The sequence below is a fragment of the Bradyrhizobium prioriisuperbiae genome (assembly GCF_032397745.1).
GTDB lineage: Bacteria > Pseudomonadota > Alphaproteobacteria > Rhizobiales > Xanthobacteraceae > Bradyrhizobium_A > Bradyrhizobium_A prioriisuperbiae.
Genome location: NZ_CP135921.1, coordinates 4,761,965 through 4,786,168 on the forward strand (window position 1 = coordinate 4,761,965; position 24,204 = coordinate 4,786,168).

The following is a 24,204-nucleotide window of genomic DNA, read 5'->3' on the forward strand; positions in this document are numbered from 1 at the left end:
ACATCCATGATCGATGCGGGCTTTCCAGGTCTGTGCTCTTGCATGGCGGTCGCCGCCGCGGGACGTTGCGCGCCAACAATACAAAAAATGCGGGAGCGCACATGCCGGACCTGCCCTCGAACCTGACGTTGCGGCTCGCGCGCCATATTGTCGGCTATTCCGACGCCAGGCTCGACGCGGCGGCGCTCACTGTCCCGAAACAATGCATGCTGGACTGGTTCGGGGTAACGCTGGCCGGTTCGGATGAGCCGGTTGCGCGTATCCTGCGCGAGGAGCTGTCGACCGGCGCGCGAGGTGGCGCGTCGATTGTCGGCTTTGACCTGCGCGGATCGCCGGTCGATGCGGCCTTGATCAATGGCGCGACCTCGCATGCGCTCGACTATGACGACGTCCATCCCCTGATCGGGCATCCGACCGCGGCCATCCTGCCCGCGGCGCTTGCCGTCGGCGAGGCGGAAGGGCGCTCGGGCCTGGAGGTGCTGCGCGCCTTCATCGCCGGCTATGAGGCGGCCGGTTCTATCGGATCGCTGGTGATGCGGTCGCATTATGAGCGTGGTTTCCACTCCACGGCCACGCTCGGATCGTTCGGCGCCGCCGCCGCGGCTGGCTTGCTGATGAAGCTCGATGAGGCCCAAATGGCGATCGCGCTCGGCCTTGCCGGAACCCAGGCGGCCGGATTGAAATCTATGTTCGGCACGATGGCGAAACCGTTTCACGCCGGTCGCGCCGCTGCCAACGGCGTGCTCGCCGCCCGGCTCGCGGCGCGGGGCTTCACCGCCAATCCCGGTGTGCTCGAGGCCGCGCAGGGATTTGTCGTCACCCAAAGCGACGGCGATCTCTCGGTCGACATGCCGCTGCCGCCTCCCGGCAGTCTGGTGATCGAGACGCTCTTCAAGTATCACGCTGCGTGTTATCTCACCCACTCCGCCATCGAGGCCGTCAAGCTGCTGCGCCGGCAGTTGTCGCTGAGCGGGCCGGATGTTGCTGCCATCGATGTCCATGTCGCGTCCGGCCATCTGTCGGTGTGCAATATCCCGTCGCCGCGCACCGGCCTGGAGAGCAAGTTCAGCCTGCGCCACGCCGCGGCGCTCGCGGCCTGCGGTGTGGATACCGCGGCAATCGGTACCTATTCGGATGACAATGCCGTCGATGCGACGCTGACCGCGGTCAGGGAGCGGGTGACGGTCCATGGCGACCGGCCGCAAGGCCGCGATGCCCATGTGGTCATCAAGACCCGCGCCGGTGACGTTGCCGAAACCAGCCTCGATGTGGCCGTCCCCGACCGCGATCTCGATCGCCAGGGCGAGCGCCTCGCCAGCAAGTTCCGCAGCCTTGCCGTGCCCGTGATCGGCGCGGAGCGTGCGGAAACGCTCCGGCGCAATATCAGGGGTCTGGAATCCGCAGAGGACATTCATGCCCTGATGGCGTTATAGAGAACCTGATCCGGAAACGTGGATTACCGGTTTTCCCTCGCGCAAACGCGGAGCGTTTGCGCGGACATCATGCTCACCCCGAAGAGCGTCGATCGTGCGAGCGCCTGACTGATGAAACCTTATGTCGAAGTGGTTTCCGGCGGAACCGGGCCACATCTCCTGCTGGTCCACGGCTTTCTCTCCAGTCGCGCGCAATGGCGGCCCAATCTCGAAGGCTTGAAGGCGTTCTGCCGCCCGGTCATTGTTGAATTGTGGGGCCATGGACGCTCGCCGACCCCGGACAATCCAGACATGTACCGTGTCGCGAGCTATCTTGCGGCCTTTGACGAGATCCGGCGCGACCTCGGCGTCGAGCGCTGGTTGGTGTGCGGCCAGTCGTTTGGCGCGGGCTTGACGATCCGTTATGCGCATCAGCATTCGCGACACGTCATCGGCCAGGTCTTCACCAATTCGCTCTCCGCTCTGTCGGCGCCGGGTGAGCGGGAAAGCGAAACCAACCGACTGGTACGCGCCGATGCCATGGAGCGCGACGGCCGGCCCGCCATCGAAGCACTGCGCTTTCATCCGCGCTTCGCCACCCGATTCGCGCCGGAGGTGAAGCAGGAGATGCTGGACGATGTCGCGCGGATATCGCCGGCTGCGGTTGCCAACGCGCTTCGTTATACCACGCCGCAACTGTCGGTGGTCGATTGTCTCGGCGAGATCCGTGTTCCGAGCCTGCTGATCAACGGCGTGTGGGAGCGGCCGTTTCAGCCGCTGCGCGAGCGGGCTTTAAAGCTGCTGCCGTCACTTGGGGTCATTGATCTCGAGGGCGGACATTCGATCAATGCCGAAGCGCCGCTGTTGTTCAATGAGGCGATCAAGAGCTTTGTTTCCTCATTCTGAAGAACCTGCGTAACTGTCAGTAGCCCGGATGAGCGAAGCGACATCCGGGTGAGGTGAGATGAGCTCCCGGATGTCGCTTCGCTCATCCGGGCTACTCTCCAGACACTTGCCCTCAAGATGTCGATCCGCGTGAGCGCGCAACAGTGCCTCCTTGCCACGAGGATGAGCCCTCCAACATCACATATGTGATTCCATCGTCGGCACCTGTCGTTTCGGGTGGACGAACCGCGATGCGGTTGCCACTGTCGATCAACATCGAAAAACGTCGAGGGAACGATCGAGATGAGCACCGACATCGTCGCCGAGCTGAAAGCGAAAGCGAAGCCGTGGCGGCGCGGCAACCGGTTCGAGGATTTCTCGGTCGGGCAGGTGTTCAGGCATCATTGGGGCCGCACGCTGACCGTAGCCGACAACACCACGTTCGCGACGCTGACCCTGCACTATAACCCGCTCTACACCAATGCCGATTATGCGCGCGCGCATGGCCATGCTGATCTGGTGGTCTGCCCGCTGCTGCTGTTCAACACGGTGTTCGGATTGACGGTGGAAGATCTCAGCGAGGGTGGTGGTCCGTTTCTCGGCGTCGACCAATTGACCTATCACCGTCCCGTGATTGTCGGCGAGACTGTCTACGCGGACAGCGAGGTCGTCGCCCGCCGCGAGACCGAAAGCCGCCCCGGCTTCGGCATCGTCACCTGGCACAGCAAGGGTCTCGACGCCAAGGGCGCGCTGCTGATCGACTATCAACGCACCAATCTGGTGAGGAAGCGCACATGACCATATCTGCGGACGTCACCGTATCCGGCGACGGCAATGGCTACATGACGGAAGAACGCCGGCTGATCCGCGACACCGCGCGTGAATTCACCATGAAAGAGGTGCTGCCGGTCGCCAATCGGCTCGATCCGCAGCAGGGCCTGATCCCGATGGACCTGCGCCAGAAGATGGCGGACATGGGTTATTTCGGCATCCGCATTCCGGAAGAATACGGCGGCCTCGGGCTCGGCTCGTTCGAATACTGCCTGGTGGCGGAGCAGTTGGCGCGTGGCTGGATGTCGGTCGCCTCCATCATGGCGCGTGGGCAGGCGGGCTGGCTGCGGCTCGGCGGTTCGCTCAGTCCGAAGAATGCGGAGCGGATGCGCCGCGCCGCAAAGGGCGAATTCCTGCAGGCGGCGGCGCTGTCGGAACCGGGCACCGGTTCGGACCTCGCATCGATCTCCTGCCGTGCCGTGCGCGACGGCGATCACTGGGTGATCACCGGCAACAAATACTGGTGCACGTTTGCCGATGGCGCCGATTATATCACGGTGTTCGCCCGCACCGCGCCGCCGCCCTCGGCCGACAAGCGTTATCTCGGGATCTCAGCCTTCCTGATCGAGAAGCCGCGCGGCTCGCTGCCGCAGAACTGCGAAGGCAATCCGATCCCGAAAATCGGTTATTTCGGCTGGAACACCTATGAACTGGCATTCCAGGGCACGCGGGTGCCGGCGGATGCGCTGATCGGCGAGGAAGGCAAGGCCTTCTATCTGATGACCTACGGCCTGGAGACAGCCCGCGCCCACACCGCGGCGCGCTCGATCGGGCTGGCGCAAGGTGCGCTGGAGGACTCCATCGCTTATGCCAGGGAGCGCAAGCAGTTCGGCATGCCAATCTCCGAATTCCAGGCCATCCGCTTCAAGATCGCGACCATGGCCACCAAGATCGAAGCAGCCCGGCAATTGCTGTACTACGTCTGCAACGAGATCGACCAGAAGCGTCGCTGTGATACCGAGGCGTCGATGGTGAAATACTTCGCCTCGGAGATGGCCGAGGAGGTGACCTCGGAGGCGATCCAGATCCATGGCGGCGCCGGCTACACCAAGCTGCATGCGGTCGAGCGTTACTGGCGCGACGCGCGGCTGACCAAGATTTTCGAGGGTACCTCGGAAATCCAGCAGCGCATCATTTCCGACAACCTGCTCGGCAAATCGGCCACCGATCGCCGCATGATCGAGCAGGCCTTCGAGCATCTCGGATGAGGGCGCCATGAGCAACATCAGCAGCAACATCAGCGCAAGAACATCACCGGACAATTATTTCGAGAATTTCGAGGTCGGCCAGGTGATCGCCCATGCCCGCGGCAAGACCGTCACCGAGATGGACAATGTCCTGCTCACCAACATGGTGATGAACACCGCGCAGGGTCACTTCAACGAGCACCTGATGCAGCAATCGTCGGACATCCCGGGCTTCGACACCCGCGTCGTGTACGGCGGCATCAATTTCTCGATGGTGATCGGGCTTGCCGCCCAGGACACCGGCGAGCAGGTGCTTGAGGAGCTCGGCATGGACAAGATTCGCCTGAAGGCGCCGGTGCACCACGGCGACACGCTATACGCCTTCACCGAGGTGCTGGAGAAAGCCGATGCCGACCGCACCGACGCGGGCATCGTCTGCTTCAAGCATTTCGGCATCAACCAGCACGACAAGCTGGTCTACGAGGGCGAGCGCACCGTTTTGATGAAACGCCGCAGCGCCTGGGGCGATCGCTAAGCCAATTCAAGATTTCGGAGATATCCATCATGACCAAACACGTCCGCCCCAGGCGCCTGCGCCGTTGCCAGCTATCGGTGCCCGGCAGTTCCGAGAAGATGATGGCCAAGGCCGCCGCTCTCGACCTCGATTATGTGTTCTTCGACCTGGAGGACGCGGTGGCGCCGGACCAGAAGAAGGCGGCGCGCGGCAACATCGTCAAGGCGCTGAACACGTTGGAGTTCGGCAAGACCGTGCGATGCGTTCGCATCAACGACACCGCGACACGCTATTGCTACGGCGACATCATCGAGGTGGTGCAGGGCGCCGGCGAGAAGCTCGACTTGATCATGATTCCGAAGGTGCTCGACGCCGACGACGTGCTGTTCGTCGACAAGCTGCTGTCGCAGCTGGAGAAGGATCTCGGCCTCACAAACCGGATCGGCCTCGAGTGTTTGATCGAGGAGGTCGAGGCCATGATGAACATCGAGCGCATCGCCGCATCCACGCCGCGGCTCGAGGCGCTGATCTTCGGCATGGGTGACTATTCCGCGAGCCAGGGCGTCTCGGTGAAGGATATCGGCGGCTCCGGCGGATATCCCGGCGATATCTGGCACTATCAGCGCCATTGCCTGGCGATCGCCTGCAAGTCGTTCGGGCTCGATCCGGTGGATGGTCCCTATGCCGATATCCGCAATCCGGAGACCTATCGCGAAGAATGCCGGCGGGCGATGACGCTGGGGCTGGTCGGCAAATGGGCGATCCATCCCTCCCAGGTGGAGATTGCCCAGGAGGTGTTTTCACCGACCCGGACCGAGGTCGACCGCGCCCGCGCCATGAAGGCGGCGTTCGACGACGCTTTGGCGCAGGGGCTGGGTGCGGTGATGTACGAGGGCAAGATGATCGACATCGCCTCGATCCGGATCGTCAACAACGTCGTGGAACGCGCCAATCTGATCGGCATGTGATGGCACACGCCGTGTTCATGTCCCCCGATCCCTGTTGCAACAGCCAGGTAAGACGATGACGTCAACTCAATCGACGGGCGCGTTGGAGGGCATTCGGGTCATCGACCTGACCCAGATGCTGGCCGGCCCCTACTGCACCATGATGCTGGCCGACCAGGGCGCCGAGGTCATCAAGGTCGAACCGATGGAGGGCGATGCCACCCGCGCCGGCGGGCCATTTCGTGCCGACGATACGCTGCAGCTTTACGGCGGCTATTTCGCCAGCGTCAATCGCAACAAGAAGAGCATCGCGCTGGATTTGAAGAGTCCGGAGGGCAGGGCGATCCTGATCCGCCTGTGCAACAGCGCCGACGCAGTGATCGAGAATTTTCGCGCCGGCGTGATGGACCGTCTCGGATTATCCTACGAGATGCTGCGCAAGGAAAATCCGAAGCTGGTCTATGCCTCGATCCGTGGCTTCGGTGATCCGCGCACCGGCCGCAGTCCTTATACCGACTGGCCGGCCTATGATCCGGTGGCGCAGGCGATGGGCGGCATCATGGGCATCACCGGCCCCGATGCTGATACACCGATGAAGGTGGGCCCGGGCGTCGGTGATACCGTGCCGGCGGCGATGGCCGCCTTCGGCGTGGTCTGCGCCATCCTCCGTGCGGGCCGCACCGGCGAAGGCCAGTATGTCGATGTTTCGATGGTCGATGTCATGCTGTCGATCTGCGAGCGGATCGTGCACCAGCGCGCCTTCCAGGGCGTCAATCCGCATCCGGAAGGCAATCGTCATCCGCTGCTGGCGCCGTTCGGCATGCTGAAGGCGAGCGACGGCTGGGTCACCATCGCCGCGCACACCGATGAGTTCTGGAAGACGCTCTGCGGCCTGATTGGGCGCAAGGATCTGGTCGACGATCCCCGCATGGCCACCCGGCAAGCGCGGGTCGCCAACAAGGATGCGGTCTATGACGCGGTCGGCGCCTTCGTCGGCCGCCATACCAAGCAGCAATTGAAGGATCTGCTTGGCGGCAAGATTCCGTTCGGGCCGGTCTATCACATCGACGAGATTGCCGGGGACCCGCATTTCGCTGTGCGGGAGATGATCGTCGAGGTGGAACAGCCCGGCTGCGCGACCCCGGTGACGATCGCGGGCGTGCCGATCCGCATGACGGAAACGCCAGGCGCAGTGCGCCGCCGCGCGCCGCTGCTCGGCGAGGATTCCGACGAGGTGCTGCGCGCGATCGGCTTTGCGCCCGGCGAGATCGCCGGATTGCGGCAGGCCGAGGTGATGAAGTAGCGGCTGGCTCCGCGACTTTGCCGACTGAGGGACTTTCAGGTCTCGCGCAACAGCCGCCGCATCACCCGCAGGATCTCGTTGCGCTGTTCCTCGATGCGCACCATCGGGCCGCCGACGCCGATGGCCAGCGGAGCGCTGTCGGGCTGACCGGGCACCAGCATGCCGATGACATTGGCGCCGGGCGTCATCTTGCCGCGGCTTTCGGCAAAGCCCTGGCTGCGGATCACCTCGATGTCCGCCATGAACTCCCGCTCAAGGACACGATGGTCGCTGTCTTCGGCGTCGGCATTGTTGCGGCGGACGATGGCCCGGATTTCCTCGTTGCTCTTGCGGCTGAGCAGAACGCGGCCGAGTGCGGCGCAGGTCATCGGCCGCAGGATTCCCACCTGGGCGGCGAGTTGAACCTGATAACTCGCGGGGACGATGTGGACATATTGCATGCAGGGGCCGTTCTGGAGCCCCAGCAGCACTGTCTCGCCGATCGCGTGCCCGATCTCGTCCATGATGTCGGTCAGCGGCCCGCTCTTGAACAGGCTCTGCTGGATCCAGCTGCCCAGCACCGCCACACGAAATGTGGGCCGGAATTTTCGGGTCAATGGCGTGTAGTCGAGGTAGCCGAGATTGAGCAGGCTTTTGAGCAGCATGGTGGTGCTCGATTGCGGTAGCTCGAGTGCGCCGGCGATCTCGCCGACGGTGGCGGCGCGTTTTTTCTCCCGGAAGTATTCCAGGATGGCCAATGTCCGTTCGGCGGATTTCACCGCCGTGCTGGCGGCTTTGCTTTTTGCCGGCATATCCAACGCACCGATCAGTCAACGGGATGATGCCCGCCCGCGGCGGGGATGTCCACGATCGTTGCGGCCTCAGTCGCTCAGAACATGAACTCCCCGCCATTGACATGGATCACCTGGCCGGTGACGTACTTGCCGCTGTCGCCGGCGAGATAGAGACAGGCTTCGGCGATGTCGGCGGAATCTCCCGCATGCTTGATGGCGAGGCGCGCCAGCACATGCTCCATGTTGACATGGCCATATTGCGCGCGATCGCGCTTGGTATCTATGGCGCCGGGCGCCACCGTGTTGCTGGTGACGCCGTGAACGCCGTATTCCCGCGCGATCGCCTTGGTCAGGCCGTGCATGCCGGCCTTGGCGGTGACGTTGTGCGCACGCTGGTCCATGTGACCGGTGAAGCCGTCATAGCCGGAGATGTTGATGATGCGGCCCCAGCCCCGCTTGCGCATCCGGGGCAGCACCACATGGGCCAGATAGAACACCGAGCTCAGATTGTGGTTGATGGTGTCGCGCCAGTCGGCGATCGAGATCTCCTCGAAGTTCTGGCGCAGTCGGCGACCGACATTGCTGACGGCGATGTCGACCTGGCCGAAGGCCGCTTCGGCCTGCGCCACCATCTGCTTGACCTGATCGGGATCGGACACGTCCGCCATCACGCCGATCGCCTTGCCGCCGGCGGCGGTGATGTCCTGGACCACCGCATCGACATTGGCGCGGTTGGAATGCCCGTTGACAATGACGGCGGCACCCTCTCTGGCGAAAAGCCTGGCAATCGCGCTGCCGATATTCTGTCCCGATCCGGTCACGATCGCCGTTCGGCCCGCCAGACGTCCCGCGGTCATTGTAATCTCCATTACCGTTCAAAATGCATTGTGCGCGTCTGAGCGGGTTATTGCGACTGTCCGCTGCCGACTTCGCCGGTGATGACGTCGTTCATCAGACGCCAGGCCTCGCCGTCGAACTGCATCAGCTGCATCTGTTCCATCGGGAAGAAGTCGGTGGCGCTGGTGTTGATCTTGATGCCCGGCAGCAGCATGCCGAACTCGAAGTCCTTCAGGTTGGCGGCCTGTTTCATGACATTGGCGCGGGTCAGGTCATCGCCGCACTGTTTCAGCACTTGTGCCAGAGTTTGTGCGGCCGCATAGCCATACACCGTGGTGTTGTTGGTCTTGTCGCCATCAGGGAAATACTTGTCCATGAAGGCGGTCCACGCCTTCACACCCGGGTCGTCCTTCCAGGCGGGGTCGGTCGGATCCTTCAGATAGGCGCTGGAGATAATGCCTTTGGCGTGCTCGAGGCCGGCCGGCTTGAGCACGCTCGCCACCGAGGTCGAGGTGTTGCCGAGAAAATAGGCCGGCTTCCAGCCGAGCTCGCCGATTTTGCGGATGGCCTGCGCCGCCGCTTTCGGTGTGCTCCAGGACACGAAAATATCGGCGCCGGAATTTTTCAGCCGGACCACCTGGGAATCCAGTGTCGGGTCGGCCATCTCGAACGGTGCATCGGCAATGATCATGTCGGCCTTGTCGCCGAGTCCATCGCGCAGGCCCTTCATCTGATCCTTGCCGGAATCGTCGTTCTGCCACAGCGCCGCGATCTTGCCGTGCGGATAATGCTGCAGGATGTATTTGGCGTAGATGCGGCCTTCACTCTGGTAGTTTGGCTGCCAGCCCATGGTCCATGGAAATTTCTGCGGATCGCCGAATTTGGTCGCGCCAGTGGCGACGAACAGTTGCGGCACCTTCTTGGCGTTCATGTATTTCTGGATCGCGGAGTTGGACTGGGTGCCGAGCGACTGGAAGATCAGCAGCACCTCGTCGCTCTCCACCAGTTTGCGCGCCTGCTCCACCGCCTTGGGTGGACTGAACGCATCGTCATAGCTGATGAAGGTGATCTTGCGGCCGTTGATGCCGCCGTCATCGTTGATCTTGCGGAAATACGCCGCCTCGGTCTGGCCGATCGACGCATAGGCCGAGGCCGGTCCGCTGTAGGGCATGATGTTGCCGATCCTGATCTCGGTGTCGCTGGCGCCGGGATCGTATTTCTTTTGTGCAAGGCTCGGGGTTGCAACGCAAAGCGTAGCCGACAGGATCGCCGAGAAGGCGAGATGCAACGGTTTCGGTGACACGGTTTCTTCCCGACATGGTTCTGCGCGCACACTCGTTGGCCTTGACAGGCGGTGTGGCTTCGGGGCGCAGAGTTGCGCCGGCGAGGGCGGCGATCAAGCCGCTTTGCGGCTTGATCCGCGAGTCATCACGGTTGTGATATGTGAAAACCTGGCTTTGGCGGCGTCGAGGCAGGCTCCGGCAGCTACTGCGATTGTCCACTGCCGACCTCGCCGGTGATGATTTCACCGAACAGCTTCCAGGACTCGCCGTCGAATCTCATCATCTGCACCTGCTCGATTGGAAAGAAGTCGCTGGCACCCGTATTGATCTTGATACCGGGCAGAAGCATCCCAAGCTCGAGATCATTCAGGCTGGCGGCCTGTTTCATGATATTGGCACGCGTGAGATCATCTCCGCAGCGCTTCAAGACCTGCACCAGGGTTTGCGCGGCCGTATAGCCGAAGACATTGTTGCTGTTGGTTTTATCGCCCTCTGGAAAATACCTGTCCATGAAGGCGTGCCATTCCTTTGCGGCTGGATCGTCTTGCCAGGTCGAATCGGTGGGGTCCTTCGCATAGGCGTTGGACATGAGCCCTTGTGCGTGTTCGAAGCCAGCAGGCCTGATCACGGATCCTACCGAGTTGGAGATGCTGGAAAGGAAGTGAATCGGTTTCCAGCCAATCTCGGCGATCTTCCTGATCGTTTGAGAGGCAGCCTTTGGTGTTGAAAAGGTGACCATGATATCAGCGCCCGACGCTTTCAGGGCCACGACTTGTGAATCGACCGTTGGATCGCTCATTTCGTAGGGTTTCTCGGCGACGATCATGGACTTGGCCTTGTCACCGAGGCCGTCCTTGAATCCTTTCAGGTAATCCTTGCCGAAATCCTCGTTCTGCCAAAGGATGGCGATTTTGCCGTCGGGATGATGCTTCAGAATGTATCTGGCGAAGACGCGCCCTTCGCTCTGGTAGGTCGGCTGCCAGCCCATCGTCCAGGGGAAATGTTTGGGGTCGCCCCATTTCGTTGCGCCGGTTCCAATGAAGAGCTGCGGGACCTGCTTTGTATTGAGATATTTCTGGGTTGCGGTGTTCGATGCAGTTCCGACGGAATTAAAAATGAACAGCACTTCATCGCCTTCGACAAGTTTGCGGGTCTGCTCGACGGCTTTCGGCGGGCTATTGGCATCGTCGTAGGAAATGAAATTGATCTTGCGGCCGTTGATGCCGCCCTCATCGTTGATCTTCTTGAAATAAGCGGCTTCGGATCTGGCGATCGTCCCGTAGGACGAGGCCGGACCGCTATAGGCTACCGTGTTGCCGATCTTGATTTCAGTGTCACTGGCGCCGGGATCATACTTCTTCTGCGCATGGCCGGGCGTACTGAAACAGGTTGCTGCCAACGCAATCGCAAGCAATGCCAGATGCGAAAATTTCGACGCCATGATCTCTCCCGGTATCCGCTCACGGGCGCACTTTGTGATCCTCGGAGAGGACGTGGCTTCTCGTGAAAATGCAGCGGCCAGACTTGCGCCTGTGCGCGGGACGATCAAGCTGATTTCGTGTTTGTGCCTCGAAGGATCATGGTTGTGATAAGGCGGCGTTGCTTTCTGCATGCTTGTTCCGTCGCATCGTCGTGCTCCCGCCCGTGCGCCATCACATCACATCACGTCCATGATTTCTGATGACGAGGTGCGCGGCTCGACTGGACGACAAGCTCCAGGAATTGTCACAGTACCGTCGCCCGCAACGACAAGCAGCACAAACAGCGCGGTCCGGAAATGTCCCGGACGGAGGAAACTACATGATGTGGCGATCGGCAATCTGCGCAGAACGCAACCGGATCCATGACTAAGGCCTCTATCGTCGGCGCCGTGCCCGGAGACATCCTCCCGCTCGCCGGCCTTGTGATTCTGGAGATCGGTAACGCGCAAGCGCCGATCTGCGTCCGTCTGGCAGTATCGCTGGCGGGCAAGATCGCGGCCGATCTGGGTGCGCGGGTCATCAAGCTCGAGCCGCCCGGCGGCGATCCCGTGCGACGCAAGCCGCCGTTGCTGTCACGCGGCGGCACGTCGGTGCGCAGTGCCTTGTTCGAGTTTCTCAACGCCGGGAAAACCTCGCTGACGCTGCCGGATGATGCCGAATCGGCTCGTGCCTCCGTTGCAACTTTGCTGAGCAAGCGGATCGACGCCGTTTTGCTGGAGGAGGGCGATGAGGCAAGCGCACCCGCCGTGGCGCGCGGATTGGCCGTCGTCGAGGTCAGGGGATGGCCGGCAACGATGCCGACACCGGGGCCGCGTCTGTCGGAATTCACCACTCTCGCACTCGGCGGTTTGCTGGACATGGTCGGAGATCCCGATCGCGAGCCGTTGCGGCTTGGCGGACATCAGGCATCATATTCGGCAGGTCTGTCCGCGTTCACGGCGTTGATGGCGCTGCTTGTCGAGCGTGACGCCGGCCGACCACTGTTGCCCGCGCGGGTCTCGTTGATCGAGACCGTCACGTGGGTCAATTGGAAGGCGATTGCCGGGGTGGATTCGGACGGCCTCGCGCCAACGCGTCAGGGCGCCGGTTCAGAATTCCAGGTGGTGCGATGCCTCGATGGCTGGATCGCAGTGGTTTTTACCGTGACTCAATTCGAGAACTTGCGCGATCTCGTCGGCAGCCCAATCCTGTATGATCGCAAATTCGCGACGCGCCAGAGCCGCCTTGAAAATATCCGCGAGCTCTATGAACAATTGTCGCCGTGGTTCGCGTCGCGGACGCGCGACCAGATCTATGCCGAGGCGCAAGCCCGCGGTGTGCCGCTTGGACCGGTCTGCGGGCCCGCCGACCTGCACGACGACCCGCAACATGCGGCGCGCGGCTTTATCATGCCGGTCGCCGATCCATCGCTGGGCCTGCTGCGTTCACCGAGGCTGCCGGTGCTTTGGAACGGCCGAAACTTTGGTCCGTCCGCACCCGCGGCCCGATCGACGCTGGACGCGGTGCTCGGATGAAGCCACTTGCAGGCGTCCGCGTCATCGATTTCGGTCAGCTCACCGCCGGCGCCAATACTTCGGCGATGCTGGCTGACCTCGGTGCCGAGGTCATCAAGGTCGAATCGGCGAGCTTCATGGATCTGTTTCGCTGGATCGGCAGCGGCCGTGAGACGGCGCCGGGATGGTGGAATCGATCACCGCAATTTCGCTTTACCAATCGAAACAAACGCGGGGTCGCGCTTGACGCGAAGATCCCGGAAGGCCGGCGTGTGATCCTGGATCTGATTGCGAAGGCGGATGTTGTCGTGGAAAATTTTCGCCGCGGCGTTCTGGAACGTTTGGGGCTCGATTACGCCACTCTCGCAACTCGCAATCCGCGGCTGATCTTTGCGTCGATCTCAAGCCAGGGCGAAACCGGCCCCTACCGGCTTCACGGTTCGTTCGGCTCGACACTGGATGCGATGGGTGGCATTGCGGCATTGACTGGCTATGAGGACAGCAAGCCCGTCATCAGCGGCTCGCACGTCAACTATCCGGATCAGGTTGTCTCCCTGTTTGCCACCGGGATGATCATTGCGGCGCTTCGCGAGACGCGGCGTACCGGAAAGGGCGCGCTGCTCGACATTTCACAACGGGAGGTGACGAGCTTTCTGATCGGGGAGGAAATCCTCGCCAGTTCGGCCGATCTCGGACCGGTCGAGACAAGGCGGCGCGGCAATGCGGAAGAGGGCATTATCCTGCAGGATTGTTTCCTGGCATCGGACCGCCGCTGGGTTGCCCTGACGCTGGAGGATGAGGCCGATGTCGCAAGCTGCCGTGCGATTGTCGGCGGTGATGACAATCTGCGCGATGGAGTGGCAGCATGGTGTGCAGCGCATCCAGCGGCCGAGGCCGTCGCGGGGCTGGCTGGCGCCGGACTTGCTGCCGCGCCTGTCCATGATGGCGCGGCCTTGAAGCGAGCGCGAGACCTCGCCGGCCACACACTGATATGGCGCGCGAGCGGCGAGGTGGTCAAGGGCATGCCGTACTGCTTCGGCGGCCAAGGCCCGGCGGTCGCGTGCGACGCGCCCGATCTCGGCGAACATACCGAAGAGGTTTTACGAGAGATTCTTGGGTTTGACGACGCGGAGATCCAGCGCCTTGCTGCGCTTGGCGTCACGCGTGCCGAACCCTACGCGTGACAACAGATATGATCTGGAGGCTGCAATGAACGTTCAAGAGATGGCCGGCAAACTTGAGATCCCGGTCATTGTCGCGCCGATGTTTCTGGTTTCGACACCAGCGATGACGCTGGCGGCTTGTTCCGAGGGCTTGATGGGAAGTTTCCCCGCACATGGCACCCGGACGCGCGAGGTGTTCGAGCAATGGCTGGTCGAGATCACGCAGGGACTGAAACGCCTGCACGAGGATGCGTCCGGCAGCAAGATTGCGCCGTTTGCGGTCAACCTCGTGGTCCATCCGTCGAATACAAGACTGCAGGGCGATCTGGAACTGTGTATCAAGTATCAGGTGCCGGTGGTGTTGACCTCCAAGGGTGCGCCGACTGACGTGATCGCTCGCATTCATGATTATGGTGGCGTGGTGCTGCACGACATTGCCAGTCAGCGCCATGCCGAGAAGGCGCTCGAGGCGGGTGTCGATGGTGTTATTGCTGTTGCCGGCGGGGCGGGCGGGCACACCGGTACAATCAATCCGTTCGCCCTGATGAACGAGGTCCGCCGTATCTATCGAGGTCCAGTGGTGTTGGCCGGCGGCATGACCACTGGCCGGGATGTGCTGGCGGCGCAGGCGATGGGAGCCGATTTCGGCTACATCGGTACTCGCTTCATCGCCACAGCCGAGTCATCCGCGCCGCTGGGCCAGAAGCGCATGATCGTCGAATCGAATGCGACCGACGTGTTCTTCAGTGCGTCGATCGACGGTGCCCCAGCCAACTGGCTGACGAAGAGTCTGCTTGCGGCCGGAGCAGACCTTGATGTGCTGCGAACGACGCTGCCGGGGAAGGTGGTTGCGGCGGCCGAGACCCGCAAGCGCTGGAAGGACATCTGGAGCGCGGGGCATGGCGTCGGCAACATCGACGATATCCCCTCGACGGTCGAATTGTGCCGGCGTTTGAAGACTGAATATCGAGCTGCTGCGGGAGTGTTCCGTTCCGCCGCCCTGCCGACCGAGAATTTGCAGGACGGCACCAAGCAGGCGCCGCGTGCGATTGCTTGATCGCACGCGGCTACAATGTGTTCTGCCGACTTCACGCCGTCCGATCGTCGACGCACTCGACATGAACGCGGCGGCAATCCATTTCGTATTCGAGGTCGACCACCGGCGGCCGGTTGAAATGCCAGGTCAGTCCCGAGCGCAGTGCGCCGCGACGTCCCAGTTCCTGCTCGAGAAAGGGGAAGATGTCGTGCACGGTATAGAGCTGCACCGCCGTGGTGTCGCGCCACGCCGCCGAAAACGCGCTCATCCGGCGCTCCATTTCGCCGAGCACCCATTGCGCTTTCTCACGCATGGCGGCGGGGGATGTGTCGCCGAACCGGATGGTGCGCTCGCGGTAGGTCGCGTGTCCTTCCTGCTCTTCGCCGCTGCCGGAAACGACGAAAGAGGCAGGTGCATCAGCTGCTGCGGCCGTCGTGAAGGCGAAGGCGTGTACGCTGGGTTCGGACGGCGGATCGATCTTGGGACAGACATTGCTGCGGGCGACCGGATTGACACCGTCCTGCATCAGGCCCCACGACTTCAGGATCTCGATGTAGGAAGCATTGAAATCCTTGAAGCCCTGCTCGGTGAAGGGCGCCGGCGAGCGCAACTCGCAGGCGCACAGCGCCGTCAGTGGCCGGCCGGTGTTGCGGATGATGTCGGCGGCGCGGGCAAATCCATCGCGCAGCGGCACGGGATTGGCAAACCGGACGCGTTCGATCCGGAATCCGGGCAAGGCCCCGACGCCGCCGGAGTACTGGCTCACACCGGGGATGAATCGATAGTCGCCACCAGGCGCTTCAGCGGTCTTGATCATGGTGCCTCGCTTTTTGAACTCGAGTTTCGCGGAGTGTGGAATTTACGACGCAACGACGCCGAGATAGGCGTCGCGGATGGCCGGGTCGGCCAGCAGTGCGTCGGAGCTGCCCGAACGGACGATGCGGCCCATGTCCATGACAAAGGCCGAATGGCAGAGTTCGAGGGCGGTGATGACGTCCTGCTCTACCAGCAGGATCGACATGCCTTCAGAATTCAGGGTGCGCAGCGCCGCGACCAGTTGCTCGACCAGCAGCGGCGACAGCCCCAGCGACAGCTCGTCGATCATCAGGAGTTTCGGCGCGCTCATCATGCCGCGGCCGATGGCGCACATCTGCTGCTCGCCGCCGGACAGCGTCGAGGCCGCCTGGTTGCGCCGCTCGAACAGTTTCGGAAACGTCGTGTAGATGCGATCGAGGCCGCGCCGGATTTCGGCCTGACCGGCGCGGCGGGAGTAGGCGCCCATCAGCAGATTGTCTTCCACCGACATGGCGCCGAACAGGCGGCGACCCTCGGGCACGTGGACGATGCCGTGGGCGATGATGGTTGCGGCGCTGGCTGAGCTCAGGTCAACGCCCTCCCAGCGGAACGTTCCCTGCTGCACCGGAATGAGGCCGGAGAGCGCGCGCATCAGCGTGCTTTTGCCGGCACCGTTGGAGCCGATCAAAGCGGTGATCTCGCCATGGCGCACGGCGAGGTCGACGCCCCACAGCACCTGGATCTCGCCATAACCGGCGCACAATCCGTTCAGCTCCAGCGCGAGGGTATCGGTCATGACGGGCTCCCTTGCGGCTGATGTCGCTGCGCGAACTTCTGGCCGAGATAGGCCTCCACCACCGCCGGATTGCTGATGACGTCGCGGGGCAGGCCGTCGGCGATCAGCCGGCCGTTGTGCAGCACCACGATGCGGGTGCAGACATTGAGCACCACCTTCATCAGATGCTCGATCATCACAATGGTGATGCCGCTGGCGGCGAGCTCATGAATCAGCTGGGTCGCGCGCTCCACCTCGGCGCTGTTGAGGCCGGCATTGACCTCGTCGAGGAACAGAAGCTTCGGCCGCATCGCCAGCGCCTTGGCGAGCTCGAGCCGTTTGCGCATGGCAAGTGTCAGCGTCGCCGCCGGCTGGTCGACCTGCTTGTCGAGGCCGACAAAAGCGAGATGGGCGCGCGCTGCTTCGCGGGCGGTTTTCAGGCTGACACCGGCCTGCGAAAACAGCGCGGCACCGGCGACATTGTCCAGCGCGGAAAACTCGGCGAACGGTTGCACGATCTGGAACGTCCGCGCCAGGCCGAGGCGGGCGGACCGGTGGGTTTTGACGCGGGTGATGTCGCTGCCCATGAAAACGACTTCGCCGGAACTCGCTGGCGTCACCCCGGTGACCACATTGACCAGGGTGGTCTTGCCGGCGCCGTTCGGCCCGATCAGGCCCAGCACCTCACCCTTGGCGATGCCGAGCGACACGTCGCGCAGCGCCTGCAGCCCGCTGAAGCGGCGCGACACCGATTGCAGCCGCAAAATCTCAGACATGCTTCAGCCTCCGCCAGGGCAGACGGACCACGCTGGAGAACGACAGCATGCCGTGCGGCAGGAACAGCAGCAGCATCACCACCAGCACGCCAAGCAGACCGCTGTGGAACTGGATGAAGTTGCGCCAGACGGTTTCCTCGAGGCCGAGATAAACGAAGGCGCCGACCAGCGCACCGAGCGGTGATCCCAGGCCGCCGATCAGCGCCATCACGATCGGCTTCACCGAATAGAGAATGTCGAACACGTCGGAGGGGTCGATATAATGCACCCAGGCCGCATAGATGCCGCCGGCGGCGCCGACGCTGCAGGCCGACAGTCCGAAGGCGAGGCTTTTGTACAATGTGGTGTTGAGGCCGATCATGTTCGACGCGGTCTCGTTCTGGCGGATGCAGGCGAGGCCGAAGCCGAGTTTCGAGGAGGCCACCACGATCGCCATCAGCGCTGTCAGTAGCAGCAGGCCCCACATGGCGTAGAAGAAGAAAATCGCTTCCTGCAGCACGCCGGTGCCGGCAGCGAGCGGAATGTTCAGCCCCATGCCACCGCCGGTGAGGTCGGTGGCGTTGTTGACCAGTTCGCGGAACACCTCGACCAACGACAGGCTGGCGATGGCGAAATAATGCCCGCGCAGCCGCAGCAGCACGGCGCCAAGCAGGCCGGCCAGCGCAAACGCCGCCACCGCGGTGAGGGCGACGCTGACCACGAACGGCACGCCCAAACCGAGCAGGATGCCGGTGGCATAGGCGCCGAACCCGAAAAACGCGGCGGTCGCGAACGACGGATAACCGGCGAAGCCACCGACGATGGTCCAGGACAACGCCAGCACCGCATAGAGGCCGGCCATGGTGCCGAGCCGCAGCGCGTAGGAGCCGCCGAACACCGGCAGTGCGGCGAGGCACAGCACCAGCGCCAGCAACGCGAGGTGGGCCCTTTTCATGCCAGGCTCTTTCTCAGTTCAAGCTCTTGCTCACTCAAAGCGTTGCTCATTCGAAGCCCTTGCGCCCGACCAGGCCCTGCGGCCTGACGATGAGGAACACGATCAGCAGTGCGAACGACAAAGTGGTGGCGTGGGCCGGGCCGATGAAGGTGGCGCCGACGCCTTCGATCAGGGCCAGCAGCAGGCCGCCGGCCAGCGCACCTGACACGCTGCCGAGGCCGCCGAGCACGCAGACCACGAAGGCCTTGCCGAGATAGGTCGACGCGGTCAGCGCCGAAATCGGGAAGATCATCGCCATCAGGACACCGGCGCAGCCGGCAAGCGCGGCCCCAAGGCCGAAGGCGATGGCGTAGATGTTGCTGATGTTGACGCCCATCAGCACGGCGGCATCACGATCCAGCCGCACCGCGACAATGGCGCGCCCGATCCGCGAGCGCCGCATGATCAAATAAAGCAAACCGGTCAGCACCAGCGCAGCCGCGGTCGCGATCAGCCGGTCGACCGGGACCACGACGCCCATCACCGAGATCGATCCCATCGGCGGCACCAGCGTCAGCTTGCGATAGTCCGCCTTGAAGAGATAGATCATGGCGTTGTTCAGGATCAGGTCGAGCCCGAACGTGAGGGTCAGCGTCACCAGCACCGGTGCGGTGATCACCCGGTTGAGAATGAGGCGCTGGATGCCATAGCCCAGCACGAAGAAAGCGGGGGCCGCTGCCACCAGCACGTACCAGGGCGGCACGCCGAACGCTTGGTAGAGTCCCCAGGCGAGATAGGCGCCGAGCACGATCATCGACCCGTGGATCAGGTTGATGACGTTCAGCACACCCCAGACCAGCGAGAAGCCGATCGCGATGCAGGCATAGAGACAGCCCAGCACCAAGGCATTGATCAGCACCTGGACGGCGAGCATGGCGTTGGGCCTCGTTGGTGCGAGCGCGGAAAAGCGGGGAGAGGCGTGCTCAGTTCACGCCGAGCTTGAGCTCGCCCTGCCGGATGGCCTGCGGAAACAGCACCACCGGCTTGCTGCCCTGGATCTGGAACACCGGCGGCTCCAGCGACGTGATTTGTCCGGTGGGGCCGAACTTCACCGGGCCGAAAAAAGTGATCTCGTTGATCTTGGCGAGTTCGTCGCGCACCTTGTCGCGATCCAGCGAGCCGGCACGCTCCAGCGCCATCTGGAACAGTGCGCCTGCGACGGACGCCGAGGCCTGCGCATAATCCGGGTCGGACTTGTACTTGGCGCGGAACAGCTTCACGTAGTTCTCGGTGGTGACGAAAATGTCCTTGCCGGCATAGTCCTCGGCCGGATGCCACCAGGCCGCGCTGGTGATGTTCTCGGCGGTCGGGCCGGCGGCATCGATGAATTCCTGATAGGCGGGGCCGGCGATCATGGAGACCACCTGCGCCTTGATCTGCTGATCCGCCATCTGCTTGCGCACCAGCAGCAGGTCGTTGGTGTAGCCGGTGACGAAGATCCACTGCGGCGCCAGCGATTTGATCTGCGACAGCGTGGCCGAATGATCCAGGGTGCCGATAGCGTATTTCTCGAAATAGGCGACCTCGATCCCGTTGGCCTTGGCGGACTTGTCCATCTCCTGGGCGATGGCGAGTGGGAACAGGTCGTTGCGGGCCAGGATCGCCACCTTCTTCACGTCGGGCGCCTTGGCCTTGACCATGCTGGTGAGCGGCGTGGTCAGGGTGTCGTTCGGCGTGAAGGTGCCGAACAGGTATTTGTAGCCCTGGTCGTAGACCTGGGATGAGGACGCGGTCGCCGCGATGGTCGGCACCTTGTGTTTCTCCGACACGGTGCTCGCCGCCTTGGCGGCGCCGGAGCCGAAGGCGCCGAACAGGAAACTCACATTGTCCTGGGTGATCATCTGCTCGGTGGTCTGCACCGCGCGCGGCGTGTTGGATTGATAGTCGGCATAGACGATCTCGACCTTGTAGCGCTTGCCGCCGACCTGGATGCCGCCCGCCTTGTTGGCCTGTTCGGCCCAGAGATCATAGCCCTGCTGCTGCTTGATCGCTTCCGGCGCCAGCGGGCCGGTCAGTGGCAGCGGTGCGCCGAACTTGATGACCTCCTGCGCCGAGGCGGTTGCCGTCGCCAGGCCCGTTGCGATCAAGGCGGCACCGGCGATCCGGGCAGTCAAAGTCACGGGGACACGAACCATCGAGGAGTCTCCTTGCGCGCAAGCCGGCGAGTTCAAACATGACAAATCCATATTTCGAATAAAAGCATTGAATTTAGAATAGAGAGGTCTGAAAATTAGAACGCTCGGGACGGCGGGCTTGAGGGGCGGGACGATGCTTGAAGCGATGGCGATCCGGTATTTCCGCGAGGTGACCAAGAGCGGATCGATCAAGCGTGCCGCCGCGGCGTTGCATATCGCGCCCAGCGCCATCAGCCGGCAGATCCAGGGGTTGGAGCAGGAGCTTGCGGTGAAGCTGTTCGAACGCGGCGCGCGCGGCATGAGCCTGACCAATGCCGGTCATTTGTTGCTGCGTTACGCCGTCGAGAGCCGCAAGCAGCTCGACGATATCCGCACCCTGGTGCAGGAGTTCGACTCGCTGCAGCGCGGCCACATCAGGCTGGCCACGGTCGAGGGGCAGCTGGCGAGCTTCATTTCCGATTTCGTGCTGGACCTGTCGCGGCAATATCCCGGCGTCACCGTTGCGGTGACGGCGGTGGGATCGCGCGATGTCGCCGAGATGGTCGGGCGGCACGAGGCTGATTTGGGTCTGGTGTTCGGCCGGGCGCCGCGCCGCGATTTGATCGAGCTCGCGCGGATGCGGCAGTCACTGTGCGTGATGGTTTCGCCGCATCATCCGATGGCGCACCGGAAATTCTGTGCGGTGAAGGATCTCGCCGGGCTGCGCTGCATCGTGCCGGACCCGACCTTCGGCATCCGCCAGGAGATCGACCGCGCCTGCGCCCGGGCCCGCGTCGCCATCGATGTCTATTGCGAAACCAACTCGCTGGCGTTTGCGCGTACGGTGGCGTCGCGCAGCGATCTCGCGACTTTTCTGCCGCAGGACGCCGCCGCCCCGGAGCTCGCGACCAAAACTTTGGTGGCGATTCCCATTCGCGACAAGAGCCTGGAGGCGACGCAGGTGACCCTGGTGCAGCCGGCCACCCGCACCGCATCGCTGCCGGTGCGGCGGATCGCACAGCTCTTGGCGGCGCAGATGAAGAGCCGAAGCTAGACATCGGCGGTGGAACAGGCCACCGTGACGACGGCCGGTTTGCCGAACCCTTTCAAATGAATATCGGATTTCAGCACGAAATTTGCAGGAGCAGCCTGCGGGGAGGAAGCGGGATTTGGCGATGAATCTGATCAGTCTCGACATCCGGATGCTGCGGTCGCTGATTTCGGTGGTCGACACCGGCAGCATCACCGAGACGGCTCGCCGATTGGGACGCACCCAGCCGGCCATCACCCTGCAGTTGCAACGGCTGGAGGAGCTCACCCGCAAGCAGCTTTTCCTGCACGAGGGGCGGCGCCTGACCCTCACCGCCGACGGCAACACCGTGCTGACCTACGCCAAATCCATTCTCCGCCTGCACGATGAACTGCTCTCGCAGCTCGCGTCGCAGGAGATCGAGGGCCAGGTGGTGCTGGGAACGCCGGATCTCTATGCGGCCTTCATGCTGCCATCGATCCTCAGCGTGTTCCGCAAATCATTCCCGCGCATTCATGTGGCGCTGAACTGCGCGCTCTCGACGCCCCTGGTCGGCCTGGTCAAGCGCGGCGAGGTCGATATCGCGCTGGTGACGCGGATGAATGATTTCACCGGCGGCCAGGTGGTGCGCCGCGAGCAGTTGATCTGGATGACCGGCGAGCAGTCGAACGCGCATCTGGAAGAGCCGATCCCGCTGGCGCTCTTGCCCGAGGGCAACATCTATCGCGACTACGCGATCGAGGGTCTGGAGAAAGCCGGATTGCGCTGGCGCGTCGCCTGCGTCAGCGAAAGCGTCGGCGGATTGCAGGCCGCCGCATTCGCCGGCATGGCGGTGACGGTGCTGGGGCGCAGCGCGCTGGTCGGCGGCATGCGCGAGATCGGCGCGGACCACGGTTTTCCGCCGCTGCCGCAGGTCGAACTGCTGCTCTACAAATCCGCCAACGCGACCTCGAAAGCTGCGACTGCGCTGCATGATTATCTGGCGCACTATTTGCCGCTGGACGAGAAGCTCGGCGAGAAGAGCGTGCCGATCGAGATGGGGAATTGAAGCGTCTCGCCGCTCTCGGTGTCATCGTCCGGCTTGACCGGACGATGATACGGCATTTGATGCACCCCTTCCGTTATCAACTCACGCTCCGCCATTGAACTGCGGCCAGAACCCTGCCCATGGATGCGCCTGTTCGAAGGCGGCGGCGATGCGGAAGATGGTGGGTTCGTCCAGCCAGGGCGCGATGATCTGCAGGCCGATCGGCAGGCCGTCGCTGTCGAAGCCGCAGGGCACGGTGGCGGCGGGCAGGCCGGCGAGATTGATCGGCCACGAGAATGGCGACCAGCCGAGATGCGGATCCACCGCCACGCCATCGACCGTGCCGACACCAAGCCGGCCGGCCTCGAACGCGGTCACCGCCACCGTCGGGGTCACCAGCGCGTCGACCCGCTCGAACAGCTTGAGAAAGGCATTGCGCACCTGGCCGCGGCGATAGCCGGCTTCGATGTAGTCGGTGCCGCTGAAGGCCCGCCCGTCTCTGACCACGTCGCGATACTCGCTCTCGGAGCCGGCGAGATGGTCGAAACTCTTGTCCGCCACGGCGGCGGCCTGTTCGGTGAAGGCGATCGGCTTGAGCGTGTGTTCGAGGATCCCCGGATCGAGCGCGGGGCCATCCTCGCTGATCGCGGCGCCACAAGAGCCGAGAACGCCGACGGCGTCGGCGAATGCCGCGCGCACCGCCGGGCTGACGGCGGCGTAGCCGAAATCGACGCTGGCACTGATCCGCAGGCCGCTGAGCGGGCTCGGCCTGGCGTCGAAATTGCGCCGCGACACCGGCAGGCTTGCCGGGTCGCGCAGGTCGTAGCCGGCGATCACCTCCAGCACCAGCGCCGCATCGGTCACGGTGCGGGTCATCGGTCCGGTGTGCGCCAGCGACGCCCATGACGGCGGTGAGAATCCGGGCGAGCGCGGCACGAGGCCAAAGGTGGGCTTGAGGCCGAACACGCCACAAAACGAGGACGGCACGCGGATCGAGCCGACGCCGTCGGTGCCGATCGCGATCGGCCCACAGCCGGCGGCGACTGCGGCCGCCGCGCCGCCACTCGATCCGCCGCTGGTGTGCCGCAGATTCCAGGGATTGCGGGTGGTGCCCGTCACCGGGCTGTCGGCGGTGAGCTTGTAGCCGGACTCGCAGGTCGTGGTCTTGCAGGTGATGATCGCGCCGGAGGCTTTCAGCGCCGCCACCACGGCGGCGTCGACCTGCGGCACGAAGCTCGCATTGAGCGGGGCGCCGCCATAGGCCGGCACGCCGGCCACGAACACCAGATCCTTGATGGTCACGGGCACGCCGGCCAGCGCGCCCAGCGTCTCGCCCGCGTGCATGGCCGCGGTGATCCTGTCGGCCTCGGTGCGTGCCTGCTCGTACATCGGCGTCACCACCACGTTGCAGGCGGCGTCGGTCGCCTCCAGCGCCGCGATCACGTCGTCGACCACATCGCGCGGGGTGAAAGCCTTGCGCCGATAGCCGTCGATGATATCCGTGGCTGACAGCTTGGCGAGCGCGCGCGCGGCCGGCGCGCGTGCGGCCCGAACATGACTGGAGTCCAT

23 protein-coding genes are annotated in these 24,204 nt (G+C 63.4%); 12 read left to right on the forward strand and 11 right to left on the reverse strand.

Going from position 1 to position 24,204, the window contains the following annotated elements; translation table 11 throughout:
* Positions 1-101: 101 nt before the first annotated feature.
* The 7 genes from RS897_RS22430 (at position 102) to RS897_RS22460 (ending at position 7,079) form a co-directional block, all read left to right on the forward strand.
* Positions 102-1,433, forward strand: coding sequence for an MmgE/PrpD family protein (locus RS897_RS22430; RefSeq protein WP_315830916.1), 1,332 nt, complete (start codon positions 102-104; stop codon positions 1,431-1,433).
* Positions 1,434-1,544: 111 nt separating this feature from the next.
* Positions 1,545-2,318 (forward strand): alpha/beta fold hydrolase, encoded by a 774-nt coding sequence (locus RS897_RS22435; RefSeq protein WP_315830917.1) that lies wholly within the window; start codon positions 1,545-1,547, stop codon positions 2,316-2,318.
* A 282-nt stretch (positions 2,319-2,600) separates the two neighbouring features.
* Complete coding sequence (locus tag RS897_RS22440) at positions 2,601-3,095, forward strand: MaoC family dehydratase (RefSeq protein WP_315830918.1); 495 nt, start codon at positions 2,601-2,603, stop codon at positions 3,093-3,095.
* On the forward strand, positions 3,092-4,336 hold the full coding sequence (locus RS897_RS22445; protein WP_315830919.1) for an acyl-CoA dehydrogenase family protein: 1,245 nt from the start codon (positions 3,092-3,094) through the stop codon (positions 4,334-4,336). Before RS897_RS22440 ends, RS897_RS22445 begins: the two co-directional genes overlap by 4 nt.
* A gap of 7 nt (positions 4,337-4,343) precedes the next feature.
* A complete protein-coding gene (locus RS897_RS22450; protein ID WP_315830920.1) occupies positions 4,344-4,850 on the forward strand; it encodes a MaoC family dehydratase in 507 nt (168 codons plus the stop codon).
* A gap of 29 nt (positions 4,851-4,879) precedes the next feature.
* The gene (locus RS897_RS22455) at positions 4,880-5,797 is read left to right on the forward strand and encodes an HpcH/HpaI aldolase/citrate lyase family protein (protein ID WP_315830921.1); all 918 of its coding nucleotides are present in this window, start codon (positions 4,880-4,882) and stop codon (positions 5,795-5,797) included.
* A gap of 55 nt (positions 5,798-5,852) precedes the next feature.
* Positions 5,853-7,079: a CaiB/BaiF CoA transferase family protein gene (locus RS897_RS22460; RefSeq protein ID WP_315830922.1), complete on the forward strand. Its 1,227-nt coding sequence runs from the start codon at positions 5,853-5,855 to the stop codon at positions 7,077-7,079.
* Positions 7,080-7,114: 35 nt separating this feature from the next.
* Here the strand turns inward: RS897_RS22460 and RS897_RS22465 are convergent, their stop codons facing one another.
* The 4 genes from RS897_RS22465 to RS897_RS22480 all read right to left on the reverse strand — a co-directional run bounded on the left by RS897_RS22465 (position 7,115) and on the right by RS897_RS22480 (position 11,413).
* Positions 7,115-7,870: an IclR family transcriptional regulator gene (locus RS897_RS22465; RefSeq protein WP_315830923.1), complete on the reverse strand. Its 756-nt coding sequence runs from the start codon at positions 7,868-7,870 to the stop codon at positions 7,115-7,117.
* A 77-nt stretch (positions 7,871-7,947) separates the two neighbouring features.
* Positions 7,948-8,709, reverse strand: coding sequence for an SDR family NAD(P)-dependent oxidoreductase (locus RS897_RS22470; protein ID WP_315830924.1), 762 nt, complete (start codon positions 8,707-8,709; stop codon positions 7,948-7,950).
* A gap of 47 nt (positions 8,710-8,756) precedes the next feature.
* A complete protein-coding gene (locus RS897_RS22475) occupies positions 8,757-9,992 on the reverse strand; it encodes an ABC transporter substrate-binding protein (protein WP_315830925.1) in 1,236 nt (411 codons plus the stop codon).
* A gap of 182 nt (positions 9,993-10,174) precedes the next feature.
* Positions 10,175-11,413 (reverse strand): ABC transporter substrate-binding protein, encoded by a 1,239-nt coding sequence (locus RS897_RS22480; RefSeq protein WP_315830926.1) that lies wholly within the window; start codon positions 11,411-11,413, stop codon positions 10,175-10,177.
* A 402-nt stretch (positions 11,414-11,815) separates the two neighbouring features.
* On the opposite strand from RS897_RS22480, the gene RS897_RS22485 reads away from it, so the two are divergent.
* The 3 genes from RS897_RS22485 to RS897_RS22495 are packed head-to-tail and all read left to right on the forward strand — an operon-like array spanning position 11,816 to position 15,166.
* A complete protein-coding gene (locus tag RS897_RS22485) occupies positions 11,816-12,967 on the forward strand; it encodes a CoA transferase (RefSeq protein ID WP_315830927.1) in 1,152 nt (383 codons plus the stop codon).
* Positions 12,964-14,130: a CaiB/BaiF CoA transferase family protein gene (locus RS897_RS22490; RefSeq protein ID WP_315830928.1), complete on the forward strand. Its 1,167-nt coding sequence runs from the start codon at positions 12,964-12,966 to the stop codon at positions 14,128-14,130. Before RS897_RS22485 ends, RS897_RS22490 begins: the two co-directional genes overlap by 4 nt.
* A 25-nt stretch (positions 14,131-14,155) precedes the next feature.
* The gene (locus RS897_RS22495) at positions 14,156-15,166 is read left to right on the forward strand and encodes an NAD(P)H-dependent flavin oxidoreductase (protein WP_315830929.1); all 1,011 of its coding nucleotides are present in this window, start codon (positions 14,156-14,158) and stop codon (positions 15,164-15,166) included.
* Between the two features lie 31 nt (positions 15,167-15,197).
* On the opposite strand, the gene cnbZ is transcribed toward RS897_RS22495, so the two are convergent.
* Genes cnbZ through RS897_RS22525 form a run of 6 tightly spaced genes read right to left on the reverse strand, consistent with a single transcriptional unit; the run spans position 15,198 to position 20,599 of the window.
* Positions 15,198-15,962: a 2-amino-5-chloromuconate deaminase CnbZ gene (gene cnbZ / locus RS897_RS22500; protein ID WP_315830930.1), complete on the reverse strand. Its 765-nt coding sequence runs from the start codon at positions 15,960-15,962 to the stop codon at positions 15,198-15,200.
* Positions 15,963-16,004: 42 nt separating this feature from the next.
* Positions 16,005-16,736, reverse strand: a complete 732-nt coding sequence (locus RS897_RS22505) for an ABC transporter ATP-binding protein (RefSeq protein ID WP_315830931.1) — start codon at positions 16,734-16,736, stop codon at positions 16,005-16,007.
* On the reverse strand, positions 16,733-17,491 hold the full coding sequence (locus RS897_RS22510; protein WP_315830932.1) for an ABC transporter ATP-binding protein: 759 nt from the start codon (positions 17,489-17,491) through the stop codon (positions 16,733-16,735). The genes RS897_RS22505 and RS897_RS22510 overlap by 4 nt, the downstream gene beginning before the upstream one ends.
* Positions 17,484-18,425, reverse strand: a complete 942-nt coding sequence (locus RS897_RS22515) for a branched-chain amino acid ABC transporter permease (protein ID WP_315830933.1) — start codon at positions 18,423-18,425, stop codon at positions 17,484-17,486. The genes RS897_RS22510 and RS897_RS22515 overlap by 8 nt, the downstream gene beginning before the upstream one ends.
* A 46-nt stretch (positions 18,426-18,471) precedes the next feature.
* On the reverse strand, positions 18,472-19,338 hold the full coding sequence (locus RS897_RS22520) for a branched-chain amino acid ABC transporter permease (protein ID WP_315830934.1): 867 nt from the start codon (positions 19,336-19,338) through the stop codon (positions 18,472-18,474).
* A gap of 49 nt (positions 19,339-19,387) precedes the next feature.
* Positions 19,388-20,599 carry an amino acid ABC transporter substrate-binding protein gene (locus tag RS897_RS22525; RefSeq protein WP_315830935.1) on the reverse strand — a complete coding sequence of 404 codons (1,212 nt, stop codon included), beginning with the start codon at positions 20,597-20,599 and terminating at the stop codon, positions 19,388-19,390.
* Positions 20,600-20,732: 133 nt separating this feature from the next.
* Here RS897_RS22525 and RS897_RS22530 point away from each other — a divergent pair, with 133 nt between their 5' ends.
* Together RS897_RS22530 and RS897_RS22535 are read left to right on the forward strand one after the other, a co-directional pair.
* Positions 20,733-21,632: a LysR family transcriptional regulator gene (locus RS897_RS22530; RefSeq protein WP_315830936.1), complete on the forward strand. Its 900-nt coding sequence runs from the start codon at positions 20,733-20,735 to the stop codon at positions 21,630-21,632.
* Between the two features lie 121 nt (positions 21,633-21,753).
* Entirely contained in the window at positions 21,754-22,656 is a 903-nt protein-coding gene (locus RS897_RS22535; RefSeq protein ID WP_315830937.1) for a LysR substrate-binding domain-containing protein, read from the forward strand.
* A gap of 81 nt (positions 22,657-22,737) precedes the next feature.
* Here the strand turns inward: RS897_RS22535 and RS897_RS22540 are convergent, their stop codons facing one another.
* Positions 22,738-24,204: an amidase gene (locus RS897_RS22540; protein WP_315830938.1), complete on the reverse strand. Its 1,467-nt coding sequence runs from the start codon at positions 24,202-24,204 to the stop codon at positions 22,738-22,740.

Bases quoted from the DNA above. Each gene is read 5' to 3' on its own strand.
- RS897_RS22470 (WP_315830924.1), bottom strand. From the start codon at position 8,709: ATGACCGCGGGACGTCTGGCGGGCCGAACGGCGATCGTGACCGGATCG.
- RS897_RS22430 (WP_315830916.1), top strand. From the start codon at position 102: ATGCCGGACCTGCCCTCGAACCTGACGTTGCGGCTCGCGCGCCATATT.
- RS897_RS22450 (WP_315830920.1), top strand. From the start codon at position 4,344: ATGAGCAACATCAGCAGCAACATCAGCGCAAGAACATCACCGGACAAT.
- RS897_RS22540 (WP_315830938.1), bottom strand. From the start codon at position 24,204: ATGGACTCCAGTCATGTTCGGGCCGCACGCGCGCCGGCCGCGCGCGCG.
- RS897_RS22510 (WP_315830932.1), bottom strand. From the start codon at position 17,491: ATGTCTGAGATTTTGCGGCTGCAATCGGTGTCGCGCCGCTTCAGCGGG.
- RS897_RS22490 (WP_315830928.1), top strand. From the start codon at position 12,964: ATGAAGCCACTTGCAGGCGTCCGCGTCATCGATTTCGGTCAGCTCACC.
- RS897_RS22495 (WP_315830929.1), top strand. From the start codon at position 14,156: ATGAACGTTCAAGAGATGGCCGGCAAACTTGAGATCCCGGTCATTGTC.
- cnbZ (WP_315830930.1), bottom strand. From the start codon at position 15,962: ATGATCAAGACCGCTGAAGCGCCTGGTGGCGACTATCGATTCATCCCC.
- RS897_RS22535 (WP_315830937.1), top strand. From the start codon at position 21,754: ATGAATCTGATCAGTCTCGACATCCGGATGCTGCGGTCGCTGATTTCG.
- RS897_RS22520 (WP_315830934.1), bottom strand. From the start codon at position 19,338: ATGCTCGCCGTCCAGGTGCTGATCAATGCCTTGGTGCTGGGCTGTCTC.
- RS897_RS22440 (WP_315830918.1), top strand. From the start codon at position 2,601: ATGAGCACCGACATCGTCGCCGAGCTGAAAGCGAAAGCGAAGCCGTGG.
- RS897_RS22455 (WP_315830921.1), top strand. From the start codon at position 4,880: ATGACCAAACACGTCCGCCCCAGGCGCCTGCGCCGTTGCCAGCTATCG.
- RS897_RS22480 (WP_315830926.1), bottom strand. From the start codon at position 11,413: ATGGCGTCGAAATTTTCGCATCTGGCATTGCTTGCGATTGCGTTGGCA.
- RS897_RS22530 (WP_315830936.1), top strand. From the start codon at position 20,733: ATGCTTGAAGCGATGGCGATCCGGTATTTCCGCGAGGTGACCAAGAGC.
- RS897_RS22525 (WP_315830935.1), bottom strand. From the start codon at position 20,599: ATGGTTCGTGTCCCCGTGACTTTGACTGCCCGGATCGCCGGTGCCGCC.
- RS897_RS22515 (WP_315830933.1), bottom strand. From the start codon at position 18,425: ATGAAAAGGGCCCACCTCGCGTTGCTGGCGCTGGTGCTGTGCCTCGCC.
- RS897_RS22485 (WP_315830927.1), top strand. From the start codon at position 11,816: ATGACTAAGGCCTCTATCGTCGGCGCCGTGCCCGGAGACATCCTCCCG.
- RS897_RS22435 (WP_315830917.1), top strand. From the start codon at position 1,545: ATGAAACCTTATGTCGAAGTGGTTTCCGGCGGAACCGGGCCACATCTC.
- RS897_RS22465 (WP_315830923.1), bottom strand. From the start codon at position 7,870: ATGCCGGCAAAAAGCAAAGCCGCCAGCACGGCGGTGAAATCCGCCGAA.
- RS897_RS22460 (WP_315830922.1), top strand. From the start codon at position 5,853: ATGACGTCAACTCAATCGACGGGCGCGTTGGAGGGCATTCGGGTCATC.
- RS897_RS22445 (WP_315830919.1), top strand. From the start codon at position 3,092: ATGACCATATCTGCGGACGTCACCGTATCCGGCGACGGCAATGGCTAC.
- RS897_RS22505 (WP_315830931.1), bottom strand. From the start codon at position 16,736: ATGACCGATACCCTCGCGCTGGAGCTGAACGGATTGTGCGCCGGTTAT.